Genomic DNA, 14,817 nt, shown 5'->3' on the forward strand with positions numbered 1-14,817 from the left:
GATGACTGACCAAATCAAAACCGACAATGCCCGGTCGAAGGCCGAGCAGCTGCCGCTCGCATTCTCGCACCAGTCCGCTTCCGGCAGGGACGATCTCCTCGTCTCCGCCTCGCTTGCGGCTGCCGTCAGCCTCATCGATGAGTGGCCGAACTGGCGCTCGCCCGTCGTCGTGCTCGCCGGGCCGCCGGGCTCGGGAAAATCGCATCTCGCCAATATCTGGAAAAATATCAGCGACGCGCGAGACATTCACCCCGAAGCCGGCGCGGATGCCGCGCGCGCGGCCGAAACGGGACCGGTTCTTTTCGAAGATGCCGACCGGCGCGGTTTCGACGAGACCGAGCTCTTCCATGTCATCAACAGCGTGCGCCAGCATGGCACGACGCTTTTGATGACCAGCCGGCAATGGCCGGCGGCATGGCCGGTGACGCTGCCGGACCTGCGCTCTCGCCTGAAAGCCGTGACGGTGGTGGAAACCGGTGAACCGGACGAAGGGCTGCTCGCGCAGGTGCTGGTGAAACTCTTCGCCGACCGGCAGCTTTACATGGATGACAAACTCATAGGTTACATCGTCAATAGAATGGAGCGTTCGCTCGATACGGCGCAGACGATCGTGGACCGGATCGACCGGCTGGCGCTTGCGCGTGGAACGAGAATTACACGTCCGCTGGTAGCTGAGGTCCTCAATGCGATGGACAATGCGAGAGCGGATAGCGGACTGGACGTCGATTGACTGTCACAGTTCCGTCGTCAAACTGTTATACGGGCAAGAAGGACGATCGCGCGATGCAGCAGGATCACGGGACGGAAATAGGTCAGGGGATGGAACAGGGAATGGACGCTATCGCGCAGGACGACTTCAACAAGGTTCAGCCGGTGACTGAGGGCGAGAGCCTTTGGGACAGCCCGGCGCGTTTCATCAACCGCGAATTTTCCTGGCTCCAGTTCAATCGCCGCGTTCTCGAGGAAACGCTGAACACGGATCACCCGCTTCTGGAGCGTCTGCGTTTCCTTTCCATCTCGGCCGCCAATCTCGATGAATTCTTCATGGTCCGCGTCGCCGGTCTTGAAGGCCAGGTACGTCAGAAGATCACCGTCAAGACGCCCGACGGCAAGACGCCGGCCGAGCAGCTCGAAGATATTCTGAAGGAAATCGACAATCTGCAGATGGAGCAGCAGGCTTCGCTTGCCGTTCTGCAGCAATATCTCGCCAAGGAAGAAATCTTCATCGTGCGTCCGGCGGCACTTTCCGAAGCGGATCGGACCTGGCTGGGCACGGAATTCGAAGAGCGTATTTTCCCGGTGCTGACGCCGCTGTCCATCGACCCTGCGCATCCGTTCCCCTTCATTCCGAACCTCGGCTTCTCGATGGGCCTGCAACTCGACAGCGTCAACGGCCGCGAGCCGATGACGGCGTTGTTGCGTCTTCCGACCGCGCTCGACCGCTTCGTTCGTTTGCCTGATGAGAAAAACGCCATCCGCTACATCACGCTTGAAGATGTGGTCGGCCTGTTCATTCACCGGCTTTATCCGGGCTATACCGTCCGGGGATTCGGCACGTTCCGCATTATCCGTGACAGCGATATCGAGGTGGAGGAAGAGGCGGAAGATCTGGTCCGTTTCTTCGAAAGCGCGCTGAAGCGCCGCCGCCGTGGTTCGGTGATCCGTATCGAGACCGACAGCGAAATGCCGCAGTCGCTGCGCCAGTTCGTGGTGCATGAACTTGGCGTTCCGGATAATCGCGTCGCCGTTCTGCCTGGCCTTCTGGCACTCAACACCATTTCGGAAATTGTCCGCGCGCCGCGCGATGACCTGAAGTTCGAGCCTTACAACGCCCGTTTCCCCGAGCGCGTGCGCGAACATGCCGGCGATTGCCTTGCCGCGATCCGCGAAAAGGACATGGTGGTTCACCACCCCTATGAAAGCTTCGACGTGGTCGTGCAGTTCCTGCTGCAGGCCGCGCGCGATCCCGAAGTGCTCGCCATCAAGCAGACGCTTTACCGCACCTCCAATGACAGCCCGATCGTTCGCGCGCTGATCGATGCGGCGGAAGCCGGTAAATCCGTCACCGCGCTGGTGGAGTTGAAGGCGCGTTTCGACGAAGAGGCGAACATCCGCTGGGCGCGCGACCTGGAGCGCGCCGGCGTGCAGGTCGTCTTCGGCTTCATCGAACTCAAGACCCATGCCAAGATGTCGATGGTGGTGCGTCGCGAGGACGGCAAGCTCAGAACCTATTGCCACCTCGGCACCGGCAACTATCACCCGATCACGGCCAAGATTTACACCGACCTGTCCTTCTTCACCTGCAACCCGAAGATCGCCCACGACATGGCGAATATCTTCAACTTCATCACGGGTTACGGCGAGCCGGAAGAGGGCATGAAGCTGGCGATTTCGCCCTATACGCTGCGCGCACGTATCGTAAAGCACATCAATGAAGAGATCGAGCACGCCAAGCGCGGTGCGCCGGCGGCGATCTGGATGAAGATGAATTCGCTGGTCGACCCTGAAATCATCGATTCCCTTTACCGCGCAAGTGCTGCGGGCGTGGAGGTCGATCTCGTTGTACGCGGCATCTGCTGCCTGCGCCCGCAGGTGCCCGGCCTGTCGGATAATATCCGCGTCAAATCCATCGTCGGCCGCTTCCTCGAACACAGCCGCATCTTCTGCTTCGGCAATGGTTTCGGCCTGCCGTCGGACAAGGCGCTGGTCTATATCGGCTCGGCCGACATGATGCCGCGCAACCTTGATCGGCGCGTGGAAACGCTTGTCCCGCTCACCAATCCCACGGTGCACGAGCAGGTTCTTTCACAGATTATGCTGGGCAATCTCATTGACAACCAGCAGAGCTACGAGATACTTGCGGACGGAACGTCGAGGCGCATCGAGGTGCGTAAAGGCGAAGAACCGTTCAACGCGCAGCACTATTTCATGACCAATCCCAGCCTTTCCGGACGTGGTGAAGCCCTGAAATCCAGTGCGCCCAAATTGATTGCCGGGTTGATTTCGTCCCGCAAGAAACAGGCTGAATGACTCGATCAGAAGCACAGGGGCGGCTGACCGGCCTTGCCCCCGTTTCCGTCATAGATATTGGTTCGAACTCCGTTCGTCTTGTTGTATATGAAGGTCTTTCCCGCGCGCCCGCGGTGCTGTTCAACGAAAAGGTCCTGTGCGGCCTTGGCAAGGGACTGGCGCTGACGGGCCGCATGCATGAGGAAGGCGTCAGCCGGGCGCTGATGGCGCTCAGGCGTTTTCATGTACTTTCCGAGCAGGCGCAGGCGCAGAAGCTTTATGTGCTGGCGACGGCGGCGGCGCGTGAAGCGGAAAACGGCCCGGATTTCATCCGTGAGGCCGAAGCCATTCTCGGCTGCGAGATCGAGGTGCTCTCAGGCGAAAAGGAAGCGCTTTATTCCGCCTATGGCGTGATCAGCGGTTTCCATGATCCAGACGGCATCGCGGGTGACCTCGGTGGCGGTTCGCTCGAACTCATCGACATAAAGGGCAAGAGCTGCGGCCAGGGCATCACCCTGCCGCTCGGCGGCCTGCGGCTGTCGGAACAGTCGGATGGCTCGCTGGAAAAGGCGACGACCATCGCCAGAAAACATGTCAAATCCTTTGCGAAGCTGTTGGCGGCGGGCGAGGGACGCACCTTCTATGCAGTCGGCGGCACCTGGCGAAACATTGCCAAGCTGCACATGGAAATATCAGGCTATCCGCTGCACATGATGCAGGGTTATGAATTGCCGCTCGAGGAAATGCTGAATTTTCTCGAGGAGGTCATCGTCTCCCGGGACAGCAAGGACCCGGCCTGGCAGGCGGTTTCCAAGAACCGCCGTTCGCTTCTGCCGTTTGGCGCCATCGCCATGCGCGAAGTTCTGAAGGCGATGAAACCGGCAAAGATCGCCTTCTCTGCGCAGGGTGTGCGCGAAGGTTATCTCTATTCGCTGTTGACGGAAGCCGAGCGTGAATCCGATCCGCTGCTGGTCGCGGCTGATGAACTTGCCATTCTGCGCGCCCGCTCGCCGGAACATGCGCGCGAACTGGCGGACTGGAGCGGCCGCACCTTTCCGGTTTTCGGCGTCGACGAGACGGAAGAGGAAAGCCGTTACCGGCAGGCGGCCTGCCTTCTCGCCGATATCAGCTGGCGCGCCCATCCGGATTATCGTGGCCTGCAGGCGCTCAACATCATCGCCCATTCCTCCTTCGTGGCGATCACCCATCCCGGCCGCGCCTATATTGCGCTTGCCAATTATTATCGTTTCGAAGGTCTGAACGACAACGGCACTACCGAGCCGCTCGCGGCGATGGCAGGCGACCGGTTGCAGGAACTTGGCAAGCTGCTCGGCGGCCTGCTGCGCGTGGTTTACCTCTTCTCGGCCTCGATGCCCGGTGTCGTTGATCACCTGAAATTCCGCAAGTCCGACAATCCGGACCTCGATCTCGAATTCGTGGTGCCGCACGATTATTGCGATTTCGCCGGCGAGCGGCTGGACGGGCGTTTGCAGCAGCTGGCGAAGCTGACCGGCAAGCGGCTGGCATTCGTGTTCGAGTAAAGAACGGGAACGATCTGTTTTGCGGCGCAGGCTAGGACCAGCGCTCGCAAAAGGCTTCGATATCGTTCGACTGAAAGTCGGAAAGCCGCGCCATGATCGTTTCGAATGGCCAGTCCCACCAGGCGATGGACGTAAGCTTTTCCGCGATGGATCGCGAAAACCGCTCGCGGATGATTTTCTCGGGCACACCGCCGACAATGGTGTAGGGCGGCACATCCCTGGTGACGACGGCGCCGGCGGCAAGCACTGCACCGTCTCCGACTGTCACGCCCGGCAAGACGATAACCCCGTGACCAATCCAGACATCGTGACCGATAATGGCGCGGTCCTGCTTGCGCTGGTCGAAAAAGGCGTCATCGCGCACCGCATCGGCAGAGTAATATTCCGGGCAGTAGCTGAAACGATGCATGGATGGCCGGTCCATCGGATGGTTCGGCGCGCCTATCCGGACCTCCGCAGCGATGGCGCAGAATTTTCCGACGATCGCGTCACCGACCATGCAGCGGGGTCCAAGGTAGGAATAATTCCCGAGTTCGACATTGTGCAGGGATGTATCCGCCAGAATTTCGCAGCACTCGCCGACGTTTGAATCTCTTATGCTCGCCGTCGCATGGATGACGGTTTCCGCGATTTTCGGGCGCTTGATCTGTGTGGTCGAATCCATTCCAGCCTCCGGATTTGCGCCTACTTAACCGGGGATGATGAAAGGCCTGTGACGACGGCAAAAGCGGTTCAAGCGGGCCGGCCGCTCCCTCGCAAATACGCATCATGTGGTTTGCGTGGGAGAGCGAAATCCTGTCTTTACGGACGTATGTCACTCATTGGAGATATTGGCGGCGGGATCTCGTTTCTTCCAGTAGTGTTCGGTGATGTTTTGAGCGTTTCGAATGATGTGACCAGCGATGTCAGGGTCTCCACCCTTGAATGTTTCCGGGTCGGCACCGCATAACAGCAGGAAGAGCTGCTGATGAGCGACAGCGACAAAATAATCGCTGGGCGGTGGCTGCATGTCTGAATCGGTGGCCTGGAATGCCTCGGCGACCTCTTTGCTGGCGCGCTCAAGCGCTGCGTGAATGGTGGCCATCATTGCCGCTTCCTTGCGCTGCAATATGTCCTGAACCTGCCGCTCCGCCGGTGTCAGAACCGGGCAACTCTCGCTCATCGAATGTCTCTCCTGTCGGTGCAACCATTTCGCTGAGCGATATTATCGCATGGATTGTGTCCGCTTTACGGGAAAGATTGAAATGATGGTGCTGAAGCATGGCGCAATGATTGACCACATACCGGGTTCGCGGGCGAAACGGCAATGGGCTGGCACTGCTTTGCAAACGGCTCAGCCGTGCCCCAGTGCTTTCCGGATGCAGGCGCTGAGATAGGCATATTGCAGGGGCGTTATCGTCGCCATGGCTTCCGTGCGGCTGGCAAGTCTGTCCTGGTAACCGACAGGAATATCGAACTGGCTGAAGGTGAAATCCCAGCGGGTGCCTTCAAGGATATTGTAAAAATGGTCGGCGCCGCTGACGGCGGTTTTGGCAAGCTCGCCGCCGAAAATATCCTGCACCACCAGCGCGGTGACGCTGCCTTGTCCTCTGGCTGGGTTTTCGCGTGACCAGAGGCTGCTGGTCTCACCCGACCAGCTTTTCTTCAGGGCGTAATAAAGTCTCTCTGCGTGGTCCTGCATCAAACGTCTTCTTTTCCGCAAGCATGTTTCGGTTGGAATACGAGAACCGGAACGGAGCGCCATGCAGACCATCTGGTCTACCGGGCGCTCCGTCCGGATCATTTGCAGCTGCCAGGGCGATTGGCAGCGGCCGTGGTCTTACTTCGCGTCGAGCAGGTCCTTGACCTCAAGCAGGACGAACTCGTTGTCGTCAGCCTTGTCCAGAGCACGGCCGGCCGAGAAGGGCAGGTTGTTGTCGTTGCCGACGATGATATGCGTGGCATCGACGCGATCGACATTCTCGATAGTGACGAAAGGCATGTCGTAATAGCCATTGCCACCACCCTGACGCTTCTTGTTATCAGGATCGGAGATTTTCAGAAGATCGATATAACCGATCTTGCGCGCGGCCTTGCCGACATTGGCGTCATTGAATTCGATCTTGTAGATGCGCTTCACCTTGGAAGGCACGGCAAAGCAGTTTGCTTCCGGCTTCTTCGGGTCGGCGCAGGCCTTGTCGGCGGTGCCGGCGCCATTGTCACGCTCGATGACCAGCGCGGTGCTGTCATCCAGCATGTTGAAGTCACCGATGGCTTCGCCGCCCTGCGCCAGCGGATAGAGCCACGTGCGGCCGGTCCATTCCTTCTTGGCGGTATCGAGCTCGATGATGCGCAGTGCGGTCGCGCCGTCTTCGGTCTTCTCCACCTGGCCGTCAGCCATGTAAAGCGGGCCTTCCAGCAGGCCGTAGAGCTTGGAGCCGTCCTTGGAGAGCGCCATGCCTTCATAACCGCCCGAGCGCTTCAGGTTGAAGGCCGCCATCTTCTGCGTGGGGTTGCCGGGCAGGGCGAGAGTGGGGTGATCGGGAGACTTCACCTCGATGTCGCCGGCCTTGGTGGAGATCACGTCGGTCAGCTTGCCGTCACGGGTGAATTTCAGGATGTAAGGGCCGAATTCCTCGCCGACCCAGAAACCATCGGCGACGGGCTGAATGGATTCGACGTCGAAATCGGCGCCCGTCAGGTAGCGCTTGCTCGAGCCTTCGAGAACGATGGGGAAAGGCGCCTTCATGTCGGGATCGGAGAGGAACACGGTTTCAAGCGCGTTGACCTTGCCGGCGTCCCAGTCGAACTTCAGATGGTGAAGCATCAGCATGGCGTCGCTGGAATTGAGCTTGGAGCCAAAGCCATTGTCGGAAAGGCTCCAGAAGCTGCCGTCGGGCATGGCCTTGATGCCGGAAAAACCCTGCATCGGCTGGCCGTTGAACGGCATGGAAAGGCCGGTCAGGCGCACGCCATCCTTGCCGGGCACGGTGCCGAGACCTTCGGCGCGCTTGCGATCAGCGGTCGTGAACTTGGCGGAGGTCTTGAGATGTTCAGGCGCGTCAGCAGGTGCTGCGATGATGGTATTGGCCGGCAGGATGGCGTGGGAGACCAGCTTTGCCGGAAACTCCTGTTCCGCCGCATGCGACGCGGAGGCGAGCGCAAGAATGGCGCAGGATGCAAAAAGAATGTGCTTCATGATGGAGACCCCTCTCAATACCTGTTGAAGATAGGATTGAGGCGATAGGGTCGTCGCATGACAGGCAGGTGATTGCCGTTTGAAGCTTTGATGAATTTTGATGACGGCCGTAGCGGTAAATGGAACGGCGCGGCATTTTGCAGCCGTTTACCCCTTAAACCACAGGGGGCTGGTATTGGCTGAGTGTGCAGACGCCCAGCGTCTGGCCACGACCTTTCACGGCATGTTCGCCCAGATATTCGCTGCGAACGTCTTTCGGAAGCACCAGCTGATGAGCGAGGTCTGCCGATATGAGCACCGGATGACCGAGCATCTTGCTGAGCGATTCGAGACGCGATGTGGTGTTCACGGTATCGCCGAAATAGGTGATCTTGTGATGATCGACGCCGATTTCCGCCGTGATGACCGGCCCGCCATGGATGGCGAAGCGCAGGCGCGGCACTTCGCCGAAGCGGGAGAGCCACATGTCTCGGTTGCTTTCAACGGTCGCCTGAATATCGAATACGCAGCGCACGCAGGCCGCCCGCCTGATCGCCATGTGATAGGGCCAGGTGATGATGGCGGCGTCGCCAATATAATCGTCGATGACACCGCCGTGTTTTCTGACCGGCGCGGCATAACTTGCGAAAATTTCGCCGAGAAACTCCTGGGCTTTCAGGTCGCCATGGGTTTCGGCAAAGGAGGTGGAACCGACGAGATCGATGAAGATGAAGACGCGGTCTTCGCTGACGGGGCGACGATAGCGACCGAGAATGAGATCGATGAAGATATCGCGGCCGAGAAGTTCGCGTACGCGCATGATGAAGACGATGATGCCGCAGACGATGAGGGTAAAGATCAGCGTCTGCACTTCGGCGTGCACCGCCCGTTTCCAGGTGCCGGGAAATATCCCGCTCAACCACAGGATGGTGCCGCCAAGCCCGAATCCGCAAAAGACGAGGATGGCGTATATGATGAGACCGACGGCGATATAGGCGGGCGTGGGCAAAGCGCTGACCTGCCGCGACAGGCCGGGCATGATGTAACCGCGTTCAAAAGCAAGAATCGGTGCGCAGGCGAAGAGCGCATAGGTCGCGCCGATCAGCGCGCCGCCGCCATATTCCAGAAAGGCGTAGGCCACGCCGCTGCCGGCCACGGCAACGAACAGCACCACGTAATCCAGAATGGGCAGCAATTTTTTCATGTCGGTTCTTGATCTCGGGAAGGCGAGGCCCCGCGCTCCCTTCGGGCGAAGCTTCTGTTCAGGTCATATGCGACATTAGTGTGGAAAAAGCGCTGCAAAAAGTGAGCAATCGGTAAGGTTGCATGAAGGATTGGTAAGGCTGTTGCGCCGTTGCCGCAAAATCGGCACCGCCGCCGCTCTACGTCTAATAGGATGTTCTGTAATAGACGGTTTCAAGCGGGGATTGCGGCCGGTCGTCCGGCGAGCGGTTCGACCATTTGACGGGAAAGGCGGCAAAACGCAGCTTGTTACCGTCGATCCATGCCCGGTCGAACAGGGTTTCGCCCTTGCGGGCGAAGGCGATGGCGGCGCAGGTGCGGCCGTCGACATCGAAGGGAATGTTTTCCTTCCAGCCGCTCAAGCCGCAGCCCATGCCTTTCGGGTCGCGATTATAGTGGTCAACGACGTCGCCGTCATTCGGCGTCATGGTGATGGCGGTGACGGTATGGGCAAATAGCAGGCTGTCCTGATCTTTCAGGCCGCCATCCAGCGTGCCTTCATAACGCACCTGAACCGTGGGCTGCTGGCAGCCGCTGCGGGCATAGATCTGCGAGACCGCGTGCATGCGATTGTCGCGAATGGTGATGCGGGTGACGATGCCATGACGGTCGTTCTTGCCGATCTTAAGGCAGTCGGTCGTCCATTCGCCCTGAAGATCGACCTTCTCTTCGGCGGCCCGGGCGGGAAGAGAGGGAAGAATGCCGGCCGCGGTAAAAAGGGCGGCGAGCAGCAGAGTGTGGGCAGGTTTCATGGCAATACCCTCAAATCGCGCGACCATCGGTTAAGAGATGGGACGCGATGCGGGCAAAATTGGGGAGAAAGCAGCGGGCGATTACGCCTCGCTTGCCGCAACCTCCACCGCCTCGACCTTCTTGCCGGCGAAACGCAATGCCACTTCGCCATTGATGAGCTTCAAGGCCACATCACCGAAGAGTTCTCGCCGCCAGCCGGTCAGCGCCGCAACGGTCGCCTTCTCGCCTTCGGAGGCGATCTTGTCCAGATCGTCGCTATTAGCGATGACCTTGGCGGCGACGCCGTGCTTATCTGCGGTGAGCTTCAGGAGAACCTTGAGCAGCTCCACGGCAGCGCCGGAACCTTCCGGTGCATGGCTGTGGCGCGGCGCCTTCGGCATTTCCTCTTTCGGAAGCGCCAGCGCTGCATTCACTGTCTCGATGATGGCGGTGCCGGAGGCGGATCGTTCCCAGCCCTTGGGGATGGTGCGCAGACGCGACAGCGCCTCGGCATCCTTCGGCTGCTGCTGGGCGATTTCGAAGATTGCATCGTCTTTCAGGACGCGCGAACGCGGCACGTTGCGCGAACGCGCTTCACGCTCGCGCCAGGCGGCGACGAATTTGAGGATGGCGAGTTCCGTTGGCTTGCGCAGGCGCGATTTCAACCGCAGCCATGCATCGTCGGGATGCATGTCATAGGTGTCGCGCGATTCCAGGATGTCCATCTCTTCGGTCAGCCACAGCGAGCGACCTTCGCGCTCCAGCTGCGCCTTCAGCGCCAGATAGACATCGCGCAGATGGGTCACGTCGGCGAGCGCGTAGTCCAGCTGCTTTTCGGTCAGCGGGCGGCGGCTCCAGTCGGTGAAACGCGAGGATTTGTCGATCTGCACATTCTTGATCTTCTGAACCAGCTGGTCGTAGGAGATCGAATCGCCGAAACCGCAGACCATGGCGGCGACCTGCGTATCGAAGATCGGATGGGGAATAAGCCCGCCCAGATGGTAGATGATTTCGATATCCTGCCGCGCGGCGTGGAAAACCTTCACGACATCAGGATTGGCCATCAGCTCGAACAGCGGGGTGAGATCGATACCTTTTGCGAGCGGATCGACCAGCACCTCAAGCGTCGGGCTTGCCATCTGCACGAGGCAGAGTTCCGGCCAGAAGGTGGTTTCGCGCAGAAACTCGGTGTCGATAGTAATGAATTCCGATTTCGCCAGTTCCGTGCAGGCTTCGGCGAGGGCGGCAGTCGTTTCAATCATTGCAAATGGCCACTCGTGAAAATTATCCGTCTTACTTTCCCTTTGCCGGGCGCATGTCAATACAAAGCCCGCTTTTGAAGGCTCAAGGATCGTTTTTCTCGGGCGGATTTGGCTCCGGCCCATCGTTTTTGGGCGGCGGGGGCGCGGCGAGCTTCTGAAAATAGGCCGAGGTGCGCAAAAGCGAGCGGAACCGCCAGTTCCTCTCCTCAACCGGAACGCCCTCGCGCACCTGCAGCCGGTAGATGGTGTAGGCGATGAAAACGATCTGGATCGCGGCCGTATAGCTGAACAACGCCTTCGGCCCGAACTGGTCGATCAGCACGGAAGCGAGCAGCGGCCCGACGGTTGCGCCGACCGACCAGAAGAACAAAAGCCCGGCGGAAACCATCGCATGTTCGCCCTCTTTCGCATGGTCGTTGCCGTGCGCGGAGCTGAGGGAATAGAGCGGCAGCGCAAAGGCGCCGAAGATGAAGACGCCGATGATGTTGCTCCATTCGTCCGTGCCGGCGAAGAAGGCGAGGAACAGGCCGACGATAACAGAACCAGCGGTAGTGGCGAGAATGATGATGCGGCGATCATAACGGTCGGAATAGACGCCGAGCGGATATTGCAGCACCACGCCGCCGATGATGCCCGCACTCATGAAGGTGGCGATGGCGGTAACGGACAAGCCGATCTGTTCGGCATAGATCGGGCCGATATTACGGAACGCCGCCATGCTGAGGCCGACGGCCACGCAGCCGACGACGGCGAGCGGCGAGATACGCCAGACGGCGAAAAGATTGAAGGGAATCTGTTTCGGCGGCGCGGGATTGGATTTGTCGGCAATCGAGATCGGCACCAGCGACAGGGTGAGCGCCATGGCGATCAGTGAGAATACGATGGGCCCGTCGATGCCGGCGACGGGAATGATATATTGGGCGAGCGTCACGGAGCCGAGATCAACGAAACGATAGATGGAGAGCGTGCGGGCGCGATTGGAATTCGTCACCTGCGCGTTGATCCAGCTTTCGATGGCGGCGAAAAGACAGGCGACCGCGATGCCGATCACAAAACGCATCGCCAGCCAGAAGAGCGGATGGGTGATGAGCGGCATGGCGATCGAGGCGGCTGATGCAACGGCCGCCATGGTGGCGAAAGTGCGGATGTGGCCGATCTTGCGCAGCAGGCGCGTCACCGAAATGCAGCCAAGCGCGAAACCGAGGCTGTAGGCCGCGCTGATGAGGCCGATGGTGCTGGCCGAGAACCCTTCGGAGAGGCCGCGCAGCGCGATATAGGTTCCCTGCAGGCCGTTGCCGCCGATCAGAATGCCGGCGGTGACGAGAAGCGGGATGAGAGGTCTGATCTGGCTCATTGCGGGCCGACTCGGTTTGGCGGGCTGGATTGAACCCTATCTAAAGCGAAGGCGGGGGAAAGGACAGGCGCAAGGCGACAATCTTGTGCTTTGCCTTGACAAATCAGGCTGACCATGCGCTTTTCCGGCAAATTTCGACAGTGCCGCCCATCTGGCCCACGACACGTTCCAGGATATAAAAATGCATCGTTACCGCAGCCACACCTGTGCCGCTCTCCGCAAGTCCGACGTCGGCGAAACCGTTCGCCTTTCCGGTTGGGTTCACCGCGTGCGAGATCATGGCGGCGTTCTCTTCATCGACCTTCGCGACCATTACGGCATCACCCAGGTGGTGGCCGATCCTGATAGCCCGGCCTTCAAGGTCGCCGAGACCGTACGCGGCGAATGGGTCATCTGCATCGACGGCCTCGTCAAGGCGCGCTCGGAAGACACCGTCAACAAGGGCATGGCGACCGGCGAGATCGAGCTTTACGCGCAGGAGATCGAGGTTCTTGGTGTTGCCAAGGAACTGCCGCTGCCGGTCTTCGGTGAGCCGGAATATCCGGAAGACGTTCGCCTGAAGTACCGCTTCCTCGACCTGCGCCGCGAAACCCTGCACAGGAACATCGTCAAGCGCACGCAGATCATCTCCGCTATGCGTACCGGCATGGGCGATATGGGCTTTGCCGAATATACGACGCCGATCCTTACCGCATCCTCGCCGGAAGGCGCGCGCGATTTCCTCGTTCCCTCGCGCATCCACGAAGGCAAGTTCTTCGCGCTGCCGCAGGCGCCGCAGCAGTACAAGCAGCTTCTGATGGTGGCCGGTTTCGACCGCTACTTCCAGATCGCGCCGTGCTTCCGCGATGAAGACCCGCGTGCCGACCGTCTCCCGGGCGAATTCTACCAGCTCGACGTCGAAATGAGCTTCGTGACCCAGGAAGATGTCTGGACCACGATGGAACCGATGATGACGGCCGTGTTCGAGAAGTTTGCCGAAGGCAAGCCTGTCACCAAGCAGTGGCCGCGCATTCCCTATGACGAGGCGATCCGCAAATACGGTTCCGACAAGCCCGACCTGCGCAACCCGATCGTCATGGAAGCTGTGACCGAACATTTCGACGGTTCGGGCTTCAAGGTCTTCGCCAACATGATCGCCTCCAACCCCAAGGTTCAGGTCTGGGCGATCCCGGCCAAAACCGGTGGTTCGCGCGCTTTCTGCGATCGCATGAACGCCTGGGCGCAGAGCCAGGGCCAGCCTGGCCTCGGCTACATCTTCTGGAAGGAAGAAGACGGCAAGATTGCCGGCTCCGGCCCGCTTGCGAAGAACATTGGCGAGGAACGCACCGAGGCGCTGCGTCAGCAGCTCGGCCTTGAGGCGGGCGACGCCTGCTTCTTCGTTGCCGGTGATCCCGCGAAGTTCTACAAGTTCGCCGGCGAGGCGCGCACTCGCGCTGCCGACGAGCTGAACCTCATCGACCGCGACCGTTTTGAAATGTGCTGGATCGTCGATTTCCCCTTCTTCGAATATAACGAGGAAGAAAAGAAGATCGACTTTGCTCACAACCCCTTCTCCATGCCGCAGGGTGGCATGGAAGCGCTGGAGGGCCAGGATCCGCTCTCCATCAAGGCATTCCAGTATGACGCGGTCTGCAACGGCTTCGAAATCGCCTCCGGCTCGATCCGTAACCAGTCGCCCGAGCTGATGGTCAAGGCTTTCGAAAAGGTTGGCCTGTCGCAGAGCGACGTGGAAGAGCGCTTCGGCGGTCTCTACCGCGCCTTCCAGTACGGTGCGCCTCCGCATGGCGGTTGCGCCTTCGGCATCGACCGTGTGGTCATGCTTCTGGTTGGTGCGAAGAACCTGCGCGAAATCACGCTGTTCCCAATGAACCAGCAGGCGCAGGACCTGCTGATGAACGCGCCGTCGCCGGCAACGCCGACGCAGCTTCGCGAACTGGCGCTGCGCGTCGTTCCGTCCAAGAAGGACTGATATGTTGAAGACGCTGCTCGACCGGGTTCGTGCAGCCTTCACCCGTGCATTGGCGGCCGCGCTTGCGGCCGCTTTTGCGTTCTGGGTCGCTCATCGCTGGCTCGGGCACCCACAGCCCGTCTTTGCCGCAATAAGCGCGCTGATCTGCCTGTCCCCCGGCATTCCAAGCCATGTCCGTCAGGGGCTTGGGCTGATGGTCGGCGTCACCATCGGCATCCTCGTCGGGGAGGTCGCTCTTCTCGTCCCGCATGACTTCGCCGAAATCCGGCTCGCCTCGGCGACCTTCATCGCCATGATCCTCGCCACCATGTTCGGCCTGCCGGCGGTGGTGCCGATACAGGCCGGGGCTTCGGCCATGCTCGTTCTTTTGATGGGACCGCAGGTTGCCGGTTTTGTCCGTTTTGTCGATGTGATCGTGGGCGTGGCGACGGGTGTGGTCGTTGCGCTGGTCTTCTTTCGCGAGCGGCTGAAGCTCTAGCGATCTTGTCATAAAACCTTAATTAAACTGACAAATCCGGTAGAGGAGTTCTTAAGCCTTCTCGATCATTCAT

At 59.8% G+C, this 14,817-nt stretch carries 13 protein-coding genes; 5 read left to right on the forward strand and 8 right to left on the reverse strand.

Annotation, left to right across the window (positions count from 1 at the left end; all coding sequences use genetic code 11):
• The first annotated feature begins 1 nt into the window (after position 1).
• The 3 genes from hdaA to ppx are packed head-to-tail and all read left to right on the forward strand — an operon-like array spanning position 2 to position 4,550.
• A complete protein-coding gene (hdaA, locus tag V6R85_RS02175; RefSeq protein ID WP_003502161.1) occupies positions 2-730 on the forward strand; it encodes a DnaA regulatory inactivator HdaA in 729 nt (242 codons plus the stop codon).
• A complete protein-coding gene (locus tag V6R85_RS02180) occupies positions 727-3,030 on the forward strand; it encodes an RNA degradosome polyphosphate kinase (RefSeq protein WP_371412705.1) in 2,304 nt (767 codons plus the stop codon). Before hdaA ends, V6R85_RS02180 begins: the two co-directional genes overlap by 4 nt.
• Positions 3,027-4,550 carry an exopolyphosphatase gene (ppx, locus tag V6R85_RS02185; RefSeq protein ID WP_003502164.1) on the forward strand — a complete coding sequence of 508 codons (1,524 nt, stop codon included), beginning with the start codon at positions 3,027-3,029 and terminating at the stop codon, positions 4,548-4,550. The genes V6R85_RS02180 and ppx overlap by 4 nt, the downstream gene beginning before the upstream one ends.
• A gap of 31 nt (positions 4,551-4,581) precedes the next feature.
• On the opposite strand, the gene V6R85_RS02190 is transcribed toward ppx, so the two are convergent.
• The 8 genes from V6R85_RS02190 to V6R85_RS02225 all read right to left on the reverse strand — a co-directional run bounded on the left by V6R85_RS02190 (position 4,582) and on the right by V6R85_RS02225 (position 12,297).
• The gene (locus V6R85_RS02190) at positions 4,582-5,214 is read right to left on the reverse strand and encodes a DapH/DapD/GlmU-related protein (protein WP_111834283.1); all 633 of its coding nucleotides are present in this window, start codon (positions 5,212-5,214) and stop codon (positions 4,582-4,584) included.
• A 150-nt stretch (positions 5,215-5,364) separates the two neighbouring features.
• Positions 5,365-5,712 (reverse strand): hypothetical protein, encoded by a 348-nt coding sequence (locus V6R85_RS02195; RefSeq protein WP_111834284.1) that lies wholly within the window; start codon positions 5,710-5,712, stop codon positions 5,365-5,367.
• A gap of 171 nt (positions 5,713-5,883) precedes the next feature.
• Positions 5,884-6,231, reverse strand: coding sequence for a YunG family protein (locus V6R85_RS02200; protein WP_003502169.1), 348 nt, complete (start codon positions 6,229-6,231; stop codon positions 5,884-5,886).
• A 138-nt stretch (positions 6,232-6,369) separates the two neighbouring features.
• Positions 6,370-7,728, reverse strand: a complete 1,359-nt coding sequence (locus V6R85_RS02205; RefSeq protein WP_080864281.1) for an esterase-like activity of phytase family protein — start codon at positions 7,726-7,728, stop codon at positions 6,370-6,372.
• A 154-nt stretch (positions 7,729-7,882) separates the two neighbouring features.
• The gene (locus V6R85_RS02210) at positions 7,883-8,911 is read right to left on the reverse strand and encodes an adenylate/guanylate cyclase domain-containing protein (protein ID WP_111834285.1); all 1,029 of its coding nucleotides are present in this window, start codon (positions 8,909-8,911) and stop codon (positions 7,883-7,885) included.
• A gap of 184 nt (positions 8,912-9,095) precedes the next feature.
• Complete coding sequence (locus tag V6R85_RS02215; RefSeq protein ID WP_162695516.1) at positions 9,096-9,701, reverse strand: hypothetical protein; 606 nt, start codon at positions 9,699-9,701, stop codon at positions 9,096-9,098.
• An 81-nt stretch (positions 9,702-9,782) separates the two neighbouring features.
• Positions 9,783-10,943 (reverse strand): ribonuclease D, encoded by a 1,161-nt coding sequence (rnd, locus tag V6R85_RS02220; protein ID WP_003502177.1) that lies wholly within the window; start codon positions 10,941-10,943, stop codon positions 9,783-9,785.
• 82 nt (positions 10,944-11,025) lie between these two features.
• Positions 11,026-12,297 carry an MFS transporter gene (locus V6R85_RS02225; protein WP_020810429.1) on the reverse strand — a complete coding sequence of 424 codons (1,272 nt, stop codon included), beginning with the start codon at positions 12,295-12,297 and terminating at the stop codon, positions 11,026-11,028.
• A gap of 181 nt (positions 12,298-12,478) precedes the next feature.
• Between V6R85_RS02225 and aspS the strand changes: the two genes are divergently transcribed.
• Entirely contained in the window at positions 12,479-14,266 is a 1,788-nt protein-coding gene (gene aspS, locus V6R85_RS02230; protein WP_111834286.1) for an aspartate--tRNA ligase, read from the forward strand.
• A 1-nt stretch (position 14,267) separates the two neighbouring features.
• Positions 14,268-14,744: an FUSC family protein gene (locus tag V6R85_RS02235; RefSeq protein ID WP_003502188.1), complete on the forward strand. Its 477-nt coding sequence runs from the start codon at positions 14,268-14,270 to the stop codon at positions 14,742-14,744.
• Positions 14,745-14,817 lie beyond the last annotated feature (73 nt).

It is taken from the genome of Agrobacterium sp. CCNWLW32 (assembly GCF_037083425.1).
Classification (GTDB): Bacteria; Pseudomonadota; Alphaproteobacteria; order Rhizobiales; family Rhizobiaceae; genus Agrobacterium; species Agrobacterium radiobacter.